This window comes from Entomobacter blattae (assembly GCF_014672835.1).
GTDB lineage: Bacteria > Pseudomonadota > Alphaproteobacteria > Acetobacterales > Acetobacteraceae > Entomobacter > Entomobacter blattae.
Genome location: NZ_CP060244.1, coordinates 1,753,622 through 1,766,056 on the forward strand (window position 1 = coordinate 1,753,622; position 12,435 = coordinate 1,766,056).

The 12,435-nt window shown below is 45.3% G+C and carries 13 protein-coding genes; all 13 read left to right on the forward strand.

The window, feature by feature from the left end; genetic code table 11:
• Positions 1-181: 181 nt before the first annotated feature.
• The 13 genes from folK (at position 182) to rseP (ending at position 12,381) form a co-directional block, all read left to right on the forward strand.
• A complete protein-coding gene (gene folK / locus JGUZn3_RS07775) occupies positions 182-694 on the forward strand; it encodes a 2-amino-4-hydroxy-6-hydroxymethyldihydropteridine diphosphokinase (RefSeq protein WP_203412993.1) in 513 nt (170 codons plus the stop codon).
• Positions 695-804: 110 nt separating this feature from the next.
• Positions 805-1,143, forward strand: a complete 339-nt coding sequence (gene rpoZ / locus JGUZn3_RS07780) for a DNA-directed RNA polymerase subunit omega (RefSeq protein ID WP_203412994.1) — start codon at positions 805-807, stop codon at positions 1,141-1,143.
• 221 nt (positions 1,144-1,364) lie between these two features.
• Complete coding sequence (locus JGUZn3_RS07785; protein ID WP_238996955.1) at positions 1,365-3,566, forward strand: RelA/SpoT family protein; 2,202 nt, start codon at positions 1,365-1,367, stop codon at positions 3,564-3,566.
• A 53-nt stretch (positions 3,567-3,619) separates the two neighbouring features.
• A complete protein-coding gene (acpS, locus tag JGUZn3_RS07790; RefSeq protein WP_203412995.1) occupies positions 3,620-4,039 on the forward strand; it encodes a holo-ACP synthase in 420 nt (139 codons plus the stop codon).
• A gap of 169 nt (positions 4,040-4,208) precedes the next feature.
• The gene (gene lepB, locus JGUZn3_RS07795) at positions 4,209-4,985 is read left to right on the forward strand and encodes a signal peptidase I (protein WP_238996956.1); all 777 of its coding nucleotides are present in this window, start codon (positions 4,209-4,211) and stop codon (positions 4,983-4,985) included.
• 83 nt (positions 4,986-5,068) lie between these two features.
• Positions 5,069-5,836, forward strand: coding sequence for a ribonuclease III (rnc, locus tag JGUZn3_RS07800; RefSeq protein ID WP_203414869.1), 768 nt, complete (start codon positions 5,069-5,071; stop codon positions 5,834-5,836).
• Positions 5,837-5,847: 11 nt separating this feature from the next.
• A complete protein-coding gene (era, locus tag JGUZn3_RS07805) occupies positions 5,848-6,747 on the forward strand; it encodes a GTPase Era (protein ID WP_203412997.1) in 900 nt (299 codons plus the stop codon).
• A gap of 148 nt (positions 6,748-6,895) precedes the next feature.
• Positions 6,896-7,630, forward strand: a complete 735-nt coding sequence (gene pyrH / locus JGUZn3_RS07810; protein WP_203412998.1) for a UMP kinase — start codon at positions 6,896-6,898, stop codon at positions 7,628-7,630.
• 73 nt (positions 7,631-7,703) lie between these two features.
• Positions 7,704-8,270: a ribosome recycling factor gene (frr, locus tag JGUZn3_RS07815; RefSeq protein WP_203412999.1), complete on the forward strand. Its 567-nt coding sequence runs from the start codon at positions 7,704-7,706 to the stop codon at positions 8,268-8,270.
• 110 nt (positions 8,271-8,380) lie between these two features.
• Positions 8,381-9,103, forward strand: coding sequence for a polyprenyl diphosphate synthase (uppS, locus tag JGUZn3_RS07820; RefSeq protein WP_203413000.1), 723 nt, complete (start codon positions 8,381-8,383; stop codon positions 9,101-9,103).
• Between the two features lie 52 nt (positions 9,104-9,155).
• On the forward strand, positions 9,156-9,935 hold the full coding sequence (locus tag JGUZn3_RS07825; RefSeq protein ID WP_203413001.1) for a phosphatidate cytidylyltransferase: 780 nt from the start codon (positions 9,156-9,158) through the stop codon (positions 9,933-9,935).
• A gap of 132 nt (positions 9,936-10,067) precedes the next feature.
• A complete protein-coding gene (gene dxr, locus JGUZn3_RS07830; RefSeq protein ID WP_203413002.1) occupies positions 10,068-11,225 on the forward strand; it encodes a 1-deoxy-D-xylulose-5-phosphate reductoisomerase in 1,158 nt (385 codons plus the stop codon).
• 37 nt (positions 11,226-11,262) lie between these two features.
• Entirely contained in the window at positions 11,263-12,381 is a 1,119-nt protein-coding gene (gene rseP, locus JGUZn3_RS07835; protein ID WP_203413003.1) for an RIP metalloprotease RseP, read from the forward strand.
• Positions 12,382-12,435 lie beyond the last annotated feature (54 nt).

Genomic DNA, 12,435 nt, shown 5'->3' on the forward strand with positions numbered 1-12,435 from the left:
CATTGTAATTAACTATTTTTATTATTCTTTGTTGCAACAAGAGTAATAAGTTGGCAAGGGGGTATTCGATGAAAGCTGTAAGATGACTGTGTATATAATCAACTTTTATATCTTTATATAGTATTTTTGTATTGTATAAAATGACGAAACAGTAATCTTAACTAGGAGATGAGAGGGCTTTATGATTGTTGTTGCCGTTGGAAGTAACCTTGCGGACAGGTATGGCAAGGAACCGCTGGAAATATGCCGATGGGCTGCAGCAAGGCTTTCTCATCAAGAACACATTAATGTTATGACTGTTTCATCTTGGTATAAAACCCGGCCAGTGCCTGACTCTGAGCAGCCATGGTATGTAAATGGCGTGATCCGAATCCAGACACATCTGTTACCAGAGGAGCTTTTGACACGGCTTCATGCCATTGAGGCAGAAGCAGGTCGTGTTCGTAAAAATAGGAATGAAGCACGAGTATTGGATTTGGATTTGATTTGTTATAACACTCTTTCTATTCTTACACCTCATCTGGTATTGCCGCATCCGCGTATGCATGAGCGGGCATTTGTTCTTGCTCCTATGGAAGAGATAGCTGCGGAGTGGGTTCATCCATTGTTCAAAAAAAATGTTAGGGAAATGAAAGACCATTTTCTCAGCACTCAAAAGGAGGAGTGGTTCAGTATGGTAAAGATCCGCTCTTAAATGGATTGGCTCTTGTGTTTTGAGGAATGTCTCTCTATCTTTATAGAAGAGTAAATCTGTCTCTTGACTTGTTTTGAGCGTTAAACTGGTAACGATGAGGGTATAATAGAATGGCACGTGTGACTGTTGAAGATTGTATTGAAATGGTACCAAACCGTTTTGAGTTGGTATTATATGCGGCTCAGCGTGCTCGTAACCTTTCTCGTGGGGGAGAGCTCCATGTGGAACGAGATAATGATAAAAACCCAGTTGTCGCCCTGCGTGAGATTGCTGAAAGCAAGATCAATGTGAACGACATGAAGAACGATATTGTTCGCTCTTTAGGTAAGGCGCCAGAACCAGACCCCACAGAAGAGGAAGTGCTGGATCTTATCCCTACAGAACAGAATATTTTTGGCCTGCAGGATGTTTCAGCAGAAGAAGAAACAGCTCATTCAGCTTTAGACTAAAAGATATTGCGTCTTCTTGAAATACTTTTATTGTTTGGAAGTATTTTTTATGAACGAGCAGGGGTATTATGGGGCATGGAAGGTTTTTATTGTTAACGTCTTTCATGCCATTACTTCCTCCCGACGGAAGAGGTAATGGAAAGGATCCTTCTGTTTCCGTTTCTCTTTATACACCAGGTGTAAGCGCAACGCTTTCTCCAGGTCATAAAGAGATCGGTCAAATGTTCAAGGTACTCCTTGAGCGGATAAAATCCTATAATCCAGAAGCTGAAACGGACGTTCTGCAAAAAGCTTATGCCATTGCTCTGGAGGCCCATAAAGACCAGAAACGCGATAATGGCGATCCTTATATCACCCATCCTTTAGCTGTCGCCAGTATCCTTGCGGGTTTCCGCCTAGATATTCCTTCCATTGCCACAGCCTTACTTCATGATACGGTTGAAGATACCACGGTAACTCTTTCTCGCATTCGGGATGAGTTCGGAAATACCGTTGCAGAATTGGTGGATGGTGTTACCAAGCTAACCCGACTTGAGCTTCAGTCTGACAGGACAAAGCAAGCTGAAAACTTCAGAAAGCTTGTTTTAGCAATGTCCAAAGATATCCGTGTGCTCATTGTTAAGCTGGCTGATCGGCTGCATAATATGCGCACGCTGCGCTATGTGAAGCGCCAGGATAGAAGGCAGCGTATTGCCCGTGAAACAATGGATATCTACGCCCCCTTAGCAGGGCGTATTGGGATGGATAAGGTTAAGACAGAATTGCAAAATCTCTCTTTTGCAGAGCTGGAACCTGAAGCGAATTCTACCATACGCGCTCGTTTGAATTATCTGCGTGGCCAAGGGGCAGATGCTATTGAGGATATCCGTCGGGAATTATTGGGTCTTCTGCAGAGTTTGGGTCTGAAAGATGTTACGGTAACAGGGAGAGAAAAATCACCTTACTCGATCTGGGAAAAAATGCAGCGCCGGCAGGTAAGGTTTGAGCAGCTTTCAGATATTATGGCTTTTCGTATTATCGTGCCAACACGAGAGGCCTGTTATATGGCCCTTGGGGTTGTGCATGCGGAATACCAGATGATAGCTGGCCGGTTTAAGGATTATATCTCCACACCAAAGGCGAATGGATATCAAAGCCTGCATACGGGGGTAACATTACGGGAACCCAGAAACCAGAAGATAGAAATCCAAATCCGCACAACTGAAATGCACGATATTGCTGAAAATGGTGTAGCAGCGCATTGGGCCTATAAGCAGAAGAGTGATGAAAAAGATATCCCGAGTGCCGTTTCGGCATTGGGTCGGCTCAGGTGGATGCGGGATCTGTTGGAAATTCTTGAAGATTCCTCAGCTCCTGATGAGTTTTTGGAGAATACAAAGCTCGAGCTGTATCAGGATCAAGTGTTTTGTTTTACCCCCAAGGGGCAACTCATTCAGCTGCCACGGGGGGCTACGCCGGTTGATTTTGCTTATGCTGTCCATAGCCAGGTCGGTGATAGATGCGTAGGGGCTAAGATTAATGGCCGCCTTATGCCGTTGCGGTATGAATTGCAGAATGGTGATCAGGTTGAAATTATTACCGCACGAGGGGGAACACCGTCTTCCTCGTGGGAGCGGTTTGTGGTTACGGGAAAAGCCCGTGCGCGCATACGCCGCTTTATTGCCCAGCAACAACGCAGTATTTCCCTAGATGCTGGGCGAGCCGCCTTGGCAAAAGCGTTTCGTCAAGAAGGGCTTGATGGCTCCGATAAGGTTTTAGAGCCGCTTTTGAAAACTTTTCGTATGGCAAGCCTCGATGATTTATTTGTGGCTGTACAAAATAACCATATCAACATCAAGGAAGTTCTCTGGGCGGCTTATCCTGAATTAAAGCAAGCAACAAATGTTTCACGCATGGTACCCTCACGCCTGATCTCTGGGCGGTCACGGTCGGTCGATGAGAAAAACTACATAAAAAAGGGTATGGCGGTCACAGGTATCGGGGCGGGGGTTGCTACCAGTTTTGCGGGGTGTTGCCATCCTCTTCCCGGTGATCGGATTGTGGGTATTGTTACGACAGGAAAAGGGGTAACGATTCATCGCTCTAATTGTCGGATGCTGGAAAATTTTTCCAGCACGCCAGAACGCTTTTTAGAAGTTGAATGGCAAAGCCTTGATAAACAAAAAGAAGGTGCAGGAGCATTACCCTATGTGGGTCGTATTAATGTTGTTGGGGTTAATTCAGGCAATGTTCTGGCAAGCTTGGTTAATATTATCTCAAAATATGAAGGGGCCGTGGTGAATATGAAGGTGATCAACCGGCAGCTTGATTTTGTTGAGATTATCCTAGATGTTGAGGTAAGGGATCTGAAACATTTTTCTTCAGTTATTGCTGGTATTAGAGGATCGTCCGAGGTGGTTCAGGCCGAAAGGGCTGTATCATAATATTGTATTATCAATAGGTTATTTTTGTAATCTATTTTTTTTGGTTGAAATATATGATTTTAGGTTTGGGTATTGATCTTTGTGATATCCGCCGGATAGGCCGGGTCATTGATGTGTTTGGTGAACGGTTTTTAAATAGGGTTTTTACGCCTCAGGAAAGGGTGACGGCCGAGCGCCGCTATGGGCAGACGAGAATCAATACCTATGCTAAACGGTGGGCTGCTAAAGAGGCTTGTGCCAAGGCATTGGGTACTGGTTTTTCTCAAAATGTGTTTCATAGCCAGATTGGTGTTGTCAACCTCCTCACGGGGCAACCCACATTGTTATTAACAAACGGCGCAAAAAAACGCTTACAACTTATTGAAACTCAAGCAAATGTTTTGAATAGTGTTATTGTATTATCCTTAACAGATGAATATCCTTATGCGCAGGCACAAGTGATGATTGAAGGATACCCCTCTTCAATGATATAGCGTTGATGGGTTTGGCTGTGAAAAATTTTATAAACTGCTCATTTTTGTAAAATTAATCACTGGGAAACACATTTATGCTATTCGTTAAAAACTTGGTAATAACACCCTTCTTTTTTGTCAATTTTGGTATTTTGTTCTTATGACTGACCCAGGTATAGAGTCCTCATCAATGGGGGTTTCAGGGAAAAACAAGAAAAAAAAATGGGAAACCCTTCGTACGATTTTTCTTGCTATTCTTGTGGCTGTTTTTGTGCGCACGACGTTATTTGAGTCGTTTAACATCCCCTCGGGTTCAATGATCCCTACCTTGCAGATTGGGGATTATTTGTGGGTGTCTAAATATTCGTATGGATATTCTCGTTTTTCACTTCCCTTTTCGCCTAATCTGTTTTCTGGCAGGATTTTTTTTACAGAACCTCAGAGGGGGGATGTCGCTGTATTTCGTTTTACAAAAGATACATCCGTAGATTACATTAAAAGAATTATTGGCCTACCTGGAGATCGGATACAGGTCCGTAAAGGTTTGCTTTATATTAATGGGGAGGGTGTTCCAAGGCAATTGCTGGGGCCTTATACTGCTTTCGATGAACAACACCATAGTATGCCTGGCCTTTTATACAGTGAAACCCTTCCAGGGCGTGGAAAAACTTCGGTTTCTGTCACCCATGATATTCTTCGTCTTATGGAAGATGGCGAGCAGAATGATACGCCAGAATATACCGTGCCAGAAGGCTATTTTTTTGCCATGGGTGATAACAGGGACAATAGTGCCGATAGCCGTTTTATGGGAAGTGGCCCGCAAGATCTGGGCTTTGTTCCTATGGAAAACCTTATAGGGAAGGCACAGAGAATTTTTTTCTCTGTCGATAGTCGCTATCCGTTCTGGCAGTTTTGGCATTGGCCCTCTGAAGTGCGCTGGAACCGTATATTGCAGGAGGTCAAGTGAAGGCACGTGCTGTTTCTTTTCACCCTGAGACTGGTTACTTCGAGACCGGCAGCGGATTTTCTACGCGTGATGCAGCACATGAGATTGCCCCTCATTCTGGCGATAAGCATTCTGGTGATAAGATAGAAAAAAGGATAGGCTACTCTTTTGCCAGCAAACCTCTCCTAGTAGAAGCCTTAACCCATCGTTCTGCCCTTCATGTTGCACAAGGTGGGGGGCGCAGGTCAGGGCGGGGGGGTCATAAAAAAAGCAGGCCACAGAAGCCCAAGGGGCGCCGTTCAAACGAGCGGCTGGAATTTATTGGTGATCGCGTGTTGGGGCTGCTCATGGCAGAAAAACTGCTTGAGCAATTTCCCGATGAGCAGGAGGGAGACTTGGGGGCACGCCATGCCTATCTGGTCTCACGGGTGGTTCTGGCCCGGCTTGCCCGTATTATCCGTTTGCATGAAGCTATTCTTGTGGCTGAACATGAAGAGGCTGCCGGTGTACGGAATGTTGAAAATGTCCAGGCCGATGCCATGGAAGCCCTTCTTGGAGCCATTTATCTGGATGGGGGGCTTTCTCCGGTTAGAGAAGTGTTTCGTAAGTTATGGGATGATGTTATTGGAGAGCATATTAACCCTCCCAAGGATCCCAAAACAGCTTTACAGGAATGGCTGCTGGGTCGGGGCAAGGCCCTGCCTGTTTATAAGTTGGATCATGAGGAGGGGCCATCGCATGCTCCAAAATTTGTTATTTCTGTTGCTGTGGATGGATTGACAGGCATTGGGGAGGCTAGCAATAAGCGTGAGGCAGAACGCCTGGCTGCGGGCCATTTGTTAGCCCAGTTGGTTATGGTTGAAGGACACTAGGTAAAAGGGGTATGGAGTTGGATAAAAAATGTGGCTTTGTGGCTCTTATTGGAGCTGCAAATGCAGGAAAATCAACCCTTTTAAATAGATTAACGGGTGCTAAGCTTTCGATTGTTTCTCCCAAGGCACAAACAACCCGTTTTCGGGTTTTGGGCATTTTGGTGCATAAGGCCACCCAAATTATCCTTGTTGATACACCAGGTATTTTCAAGCCGCGCCGTTCTTTAGACCGTGCCATGGTATCAGCAGCATGGAGTGGCATGAAGGATGCCGATATCACCTTGTTTTTGGTCGATGTCCGTGAAGGGGTATCAGAGACGGTTGTAGAAATCTGTAAAACGCTTTCCGCTTCGCATAAACGGATCTGGTTGTTACTCAATAAAATTGATCTTGTGCCAGCCGAACAACTTTTACCGTTGACGACACAGCTTTCTGCCTTGCTCTCTGTTGAGCATGTTTTCATGATAAGTGCCAGTAAGGGGGATGGGGTAGAGGATCTCTTGGATAAACTGGCAGATTCTCTGCCCGCTGGCCCCTTTCTCTATCCCGAAGATGAGATGACCGATTTGCCAGATCGCCTGTTAGCCTCAGAAATTGTTCGAGAGCAAGTTTTTTTGCAGACCCATGAAGAAGTTCCTTATTCTACAACTGTAGAAACAGAAAGTTTTAAGAGTCGTAAAGATGGTTCTATCAGGATAGAGGCGATTATTTATGTATCCAGGGCAAGTCACAAATCTATCCTGGTGGGGGAAGGGGGCAGTAAAATCCGCTCTATTGGGCAAAAGGCCAGAACCTATCTTTCCACGTTGTTTGAAAAACCCGTGCATCTTTTTTTAACGGTAAAGGAAAAACAAAACTGGGCTGAAGATAAGCGTTACCTTCGTTCCATAGGGCTTCAGGATAATGAGTGAATTTGTTGAAATTTGAGGTGTTTTGTAAAAATACCGGCACGCCCTCTTGATTGCGATCAGGAAAGCACTGTAAAAATAGGCACTTTTGAAAACTTGGGAAAGCAGGGTTCTTAAGTCTGAATTTTTGGGTTAGGTGGAAGGAAAAAAAATGTCTGATCCCTCAATGCTGCCTTACAACCGTGTTCTTCTTAAACTTTCAGGAGAAGGGCTGATGGGTGAGCAATCCTATGGGATAGATTCGCACGTCTTAGGAAATATTGTTGACGATATTGCTGATGTCGCTGCAAGTGGTGTTCAGGTTTGCCTGGTTGTAGGGGGAGGGAACATTTTCAGGGGGTTAACCGCTGCAGGAAAAGGCATGGACAGGGTGCAGGGAGATTATGCCGGCATGTTGGCCACAGTTATTAACGCTTTAATGTTGCAAGATGCCTTTTTGCAAAGGGCTGTTCCTGCCTGTGTGGTTTCGGCTTTAAGCATGCCAACTGTTGCTGAGCCTTATGTGCAGAAAAAGGCTATTGAGCATTTGGAAAACGGCCGTATTGTTATTTTTGCAGCCGGAACAGGCAATCCGTTTTTTACAACTGATACCGCAGCGACCTTGCGTGCAAAGGAAATGGATTGCGATGTAATGCTTAAGGCAACGCAGGTTGATGGTGTTTATTCAGCTGACCCCCGCAAAGATCCCGCAGCCACACGTTATGATGAGCTAACTTATGGCGAGGTGCTCTCCAAGGGATTGAATGTTATGGATGCCACAGCCGTAAGTTTGGCTATGGAAAACAGCCTGCCCATTATTGTTTTTAATATGCATAAGGAGCAGGCTTTCTCTCGTGTTATGGCTGGGCAAGGTGTGTTTACGCGTATTGTTCCCAATGTCCAATAGGTCCTCCTGGGCGAGAAGTCTATTGGGAATAGATAGGTTTATTGGTTTTTTCGTTTTTTAAGGAGAAACAGATATGGTTGCTGAACTGAAGTCGCTGAAAGCAGACCTTACCCGCCGAATGGAGGGAGCAATAGAAAGCCTTAAGCGTGATTTTGCTGGCTTACGCTCTGGGCGGGCCAGCCCAGCTCTTCTGGAACCCGTGCGGGTTGAGGCTTACGGGGGGGAAGTACCTTTAACTCAAGTGGGTTCTATTGCTGTTCCTGAGGCACGCATGCTGACTGTACAGGTCTGGGACCGCACATTGGTTTCTGCAGTAGAGAAGGCTATTCGTGATAGCGGATTGGGGCTTAATCCTGCTTCAGATGGGCAATTGGTTCGCGTGCCAATACCGCAACTGACTGAAGAGCGCAGGGTAGAGTTGGCCAAAGCTGCAGGCCGATATGCCGAAAATGCTAAAATAGCTGTTAGAGGGGTGCGTCGTGATGGAATGGACCAGGCTAAAAATGCTGAAAAAACAGGAGATATTAGCCAAGATGAAGAAAAAGACTGGGGTGTTGTTATTCAGGAATTAACAGATAGTTATATTAAAAAGATTGATGAAGCCCAGGCTGACAAAGAAAAGGAGATCAAGCAGGTATAATTGAGTTATGCTCGCTAAAAACCTTGTATATCTTACCGTCATCTGTCAGGAATGATCGGTGAAAGTGCCCAAACCCCTTTTGTGGATATGAATAACCCCATGAGCCTGTCATGAAAGACCTTGGCGAGTTGCAGCATATGGCCATTATCATGGATGGAAATGGCCGTTGGGCAACCCTGCGTAACCTACCGCGTGCCCTGGGCCATAGAGCGGGCGCAGAAGCAGTCAGGCGGTGCATTAAGGCAGCCTTTCATCATGGTATTCCCTGGCTTACACTTTATGCTTTTTCCTCAGAAAATTGGAAACGCTCTGAAGAAGAGGTCATCGCCCTAACGGGTTTGCTTCAATATTATGTTCGTCATGAGTTGGCAAATTTACACAAGGAAGGGGTAAAAATCCACATTATAGGAGATATTTCCCGCTTTGGGGTCTCTCTTCAGCATGAGCTTTTAACAGCGCAGAAGCTTACACAACATAATCAAAACCTCAATCTTGTGCTGGCTTTGTCTTATGGGGGTAGGGATGAATTGGTTCAGGCCACACGAAATATTGGCAAGGAAATTGAAGCCGGCCTGATAAAGTCAGAGGATATTTCTGAAAGCCTTTTTAGGCGTTATCTTTTTACTGCCTCTATGCCCGATCCTGATCTTATCGTAAGAACTAGTGGTGAATGCCGGCTTTCTAATTTTCTTTTGTGGCAATCAGCTTATGCAGAGTTTGTTTTTTTAGATGTTCTGTGGCCAGATTTTAATGAACATAATTTTGAACAGGCACTCAAAATTTTTTCAAGAAGGGAGCGCCGCTTTGGTCGCAGACCAGAAGTGCGGGCTTAGATAAGGCGGCCAATGATAGGGCTTTGTCTGGTTTTAGCTAAGGATGTACAGGTTGCAAAATAAGAAGAGCAGCTGGGAAGATCTCAGGATGCGCCTGTTTTCTGCTGTTATTATGGTCATCATTGCTGGGGGTGGGATTTTTTTTGGTGGCTGGGTTTTTATAACCCTGCTGGTTATGCTTGTTTTTTTTATGATGTGGGAATGGTGTGGTCTTTATAATATTTCTCCTTATTCAGTGAAGGGATTTTTGGGCCTTATCTGGCCCATTATTGCGGTATTATCGGCCTCTTTTGGTTATTGGCAAGAAAGTTTTGCCATTTTGGCTATGGGGTGGATTGCTGGAACAACTCTTTGGTTTGGAGCATCGGTTATTGGGGTTTCCTCACTTTCTTTGTTATGGTTAAGGGTTCAACCCCTAGGCTTACAAAATGTTTTATTCCTTGTGTGCATTGTTGCTGCAAGCGATAGTTGTGCCTATCTCGGGGGACGGTTGTTGGGGGGGCGCAAGCTTGCCCCTGCTATCTCCCCTGCCAAGACCGTTTCAGGGGCACTTTGTGCCTTAGGGGCTGCCTGTATGGTGGGTATTGTGTTATGCTTATATGTCTATACCCTGCCCATGACGGGGGGTGGGATCTTCTTATATGGCGTGTGTGGCGGCGTTTTAGGGGTTGCTACACAAGTGGGTGACTTAGCAGAAAGTGCTCTAAAAAGGGCGCGGGGTGTAAAGGATTCAAGCCATATGATCCCCGGGCATGGTGGTTTCTTGGATCGGTTTGATGGCTATCTGGTAGCAGCACCCGTAGGGGTTGTTTTGTTCTTACTGCTATATTAGGTCATTTATAGTGTAGGGTTGAGTGAAGGTTATAAAAGCTATTAGTAAGGGTAAAGTTATTATTGTTTGCATTTTTGTGGAACATCTTTTTTATAACATGGTATGCAAGCGCATCTGACGAATAGGGGAACTATGAAAACTGTAACCGTACTTGGCAGCACTGGAAGTATAGGCTGTTCAACTGTTAACTTGCTTGAGCAGGCCCTAGACCAGTTCCAGGTTAAGGTACTGGTTGGCGGCAGCAATGTGGAGAAATTGGCCGAGCAGGCCATCAGTTTACGAGCAGAGCACGCTGTTATTGCAGATGAGAGCCAGTATGATAAACTTAAAACCCTGCTTTCTGGAATGGGGATTAAGGTGAGCGCTGGGCGTTCTGCAGTGATTGAGGCAGCCCATATCAAGGTTGATTGGACCATGGCCGCTATTACAGGTGCTGCAGGCCTGGAGCCGATCTTGAGTGCAGTTAAGAATGGCGGGACAATTGCCTTGGCTAATAAAGAAGCCTTGGTTTGTGCAGGCGATGTAATGCTAAAGGCTTTAAAAAAGGCCAATGCCCTGTTGCTTCCTGTCGATTCAGAGCACAATGCTGTGTTTCAGGCCATGGCAGACAAGCAGATTGATCAGATTAAGCATATTACCTTGACGGCGTCTGGTGGGCCTTTCCGGCAGATGAGTTTGAAGGAAATGAAAACGGTTACCGTTACGGCGGCTTTAAAACACCCAACCTGGACAATGGGGGCTAAAATTACGATCGATTCAGCAACCATGTTTAATAAAGGCCTGGAAATTATAGAGGCTTCAAGGATTTTCTCTCTTCCCGAAGACAAGATTAAGGTTTTGGTTCATCCTCAGTCTGTGGTCCATGGTATGGTCCATTATACTGATGGTAGCTTTGTTGCACAGCTTGGGTCTGCTGATATGCGTATTCCCATTGCTCATACATTGGCATGGCCAAAACGTATGGCAACGAATGTCTCAGAGCTGGATTTGGCCCAACTGGCATTACTGAATTTTGAAGCCCCTGATGAAGAACGTTTCCCTGCCATGTGCTTGGCACGTGAAGCCCTAAGGCAGGGTGGGTGTGTTCCAGCGGTTCTTTCTGCGGCGAATGAGATTGCTGTAGATGCCTTTTTAAAGGGCCGAATAGGCTTTTTAGAGATTGCTGGCGTTGTAGAAAAAGTAATGGGGCAGATTGGAACACAACCAGCAGAGACTTTGGAAGAGGTGTTATTTTGGGATAAGCGTGCACGCGAGTTAACACAGGAGCATCTAGGGGTAGAGGTTACCTAACTCGTTAAAAAAGCTCTGATTAAAGGTGTTGACTGAGATGTATGAATTATTAAGAACCATTGTGGCCTTTTGTGTTGTTTTGGGGGTGCTGGTTTTTTTTCATGAGCTGGGGCATTATCTCGCTGCAAGGTGGCGTGGTGTGCATGTTGATGTCTTTTCAATTGGTTTTGGTAAACCCATTTTGAAATGGCATGATAGTGTTGGTACGGAATGGCGTTTATGCCCCATTCCTTTAGGCGGGTATGTTAAGCCTCATGGGTTTGAAGGCCCAGCTGAGGCCGATGCGATTGCTGATGATGGGTCAGGATCCTCGAATTGGATGGCAGGAAAGGCCTTTCATGAAAAATCAGTAGGGTCCCGCTCAATCATTATTGCTGCCGGCCCTATTTTTAATTTTCTTCTGGCCATTATTCTGTTTACTTTTTTGTTTGCCTTTGTTGGTAAACCTCAGGTTAATAATGTTGTTTCTGGCGTTGTCGCAGAAAGTGCTGCTGCTAAAGCGGGGATAAAGCCTAAAGATGTTATTGAGAAAATAGATGATCATACGGTTGCGACTTTTGCTGATCTGCAACGTCAAATAGAAATATCTGCCGGAAAAACCGTTATGCTAGAGATTATGCGTGATGGTGAAGTTATAACCTTACCGGTGGTTGTTGATACTGTTGCAACAGGGGGGGGGGAAACTGTTAAAGGCAGGTTAGGGGTGAGTGCCAGTTATGGTGTTTCCAAACCCGTACCTTTTTACCAGGCGATTTGGGAGGGAACCAAGGAAACCTGGACCATCTCAGTTCAGATTGTTGTAGGACTATGGCAGATGCTGACAGGCCAGCATAGTGCAGGCGATTTGGGAGGGCCTTTACGAATTGCACAAATGTCTGGCCAAGTCGCCCATTACGGCTTAAGCAGCCTCATATCCTTTATTGCCTTATTATCGGTAAATTTAGGGTTGATCAACCTCTTGCCCATTCCCATTCTGGACGGTGGGCGGTTGGTTTTTTACTGTGTGGAAGCTCTTATTGGCAAGCCTGTTCCCAAAAAAATTCAGGTTTTGGGGTTCCAGATTGGTTTTTTACTCATTGCAAGCCTATTTGTATTTTCAACGTTTAATGATTTGCTGCATCTTGGGCTATTTAAGTGGCTTGCAGGACGCAGTTAAAATAAGACGACAGTAAAACGAATAGATATACTTGCTTTTTTGTAAAAAATACGG

Coding starts and splice junctions, on each gene's coding strand:
- pyrH (WP_203412998.1), top strand. CDS start 6,896: ATGTCTGATCCCTCAATGCTGCCTTACAACCGTGTTCTTCTTAAACTT.
- era (WP_203412997.1), top strand. CDS start 5,848: ATGGAGTTGGATAAAAAATGTGGCTTTGTGGCTCTTATTGGAGCTGCA.
- frr (WP_203412999.1), top strand. CDS start 7,704: ATGGTTGCTGAACTGAAGTCGCTGAAAGCAGACCTTACCCGCCGAATG.
- uppS (WP_203413000.1), top strand. CDS start 8,381: ATGAAAGACCTTGGCGAGTTGCAGCATATGGCCATTATCATGGATGGA.
- JGUZn3_RS07785 (WP_238996955.1), top strand. CDS start 1,365: ATGTTCAAGGTACTCCTTGAGCGGATAAAATCCTATAATCCAGAAGCT.
- lepB (WP_238996956.1), top strand. CDS start 4,209: ATGGGGGTTTCAGGGAAAAACAAGAAAAAAAAATGGGAAACCCTTCGT.
- dxr (WP_203413002.1), top strand. CDS start 10,068: ATGAAAACTGTAACCGTACTTGGCAGCACTGGAAGTATAGGCTGTTCA.
- folK (WP_203412993.1), top strand. CDS start 182: ATGATTGTTGTTGCCGTTGGAAGTAACCTTGCGGACAGGTATGGCAAG.
- rseP (WP_203413003.1), top strand. CDS start 11,263: ATGTATGAATTATTAAGAACCATTGTGGCCTTTTGTGTTGTTTTGGGG.
- rpoZ (WP_203412994.1), top strand. CDS start 805: ATGGCACGTGTGACTGTTGAAGATTGTATTGAAATGGTACCAAACCGT.
- acpS (WP_203412995.1), top strand. CDS start 3,620: ATGATTTTAGGTTTGGGTATTGATCTTTGTGATATCCGCCGGATAGGC.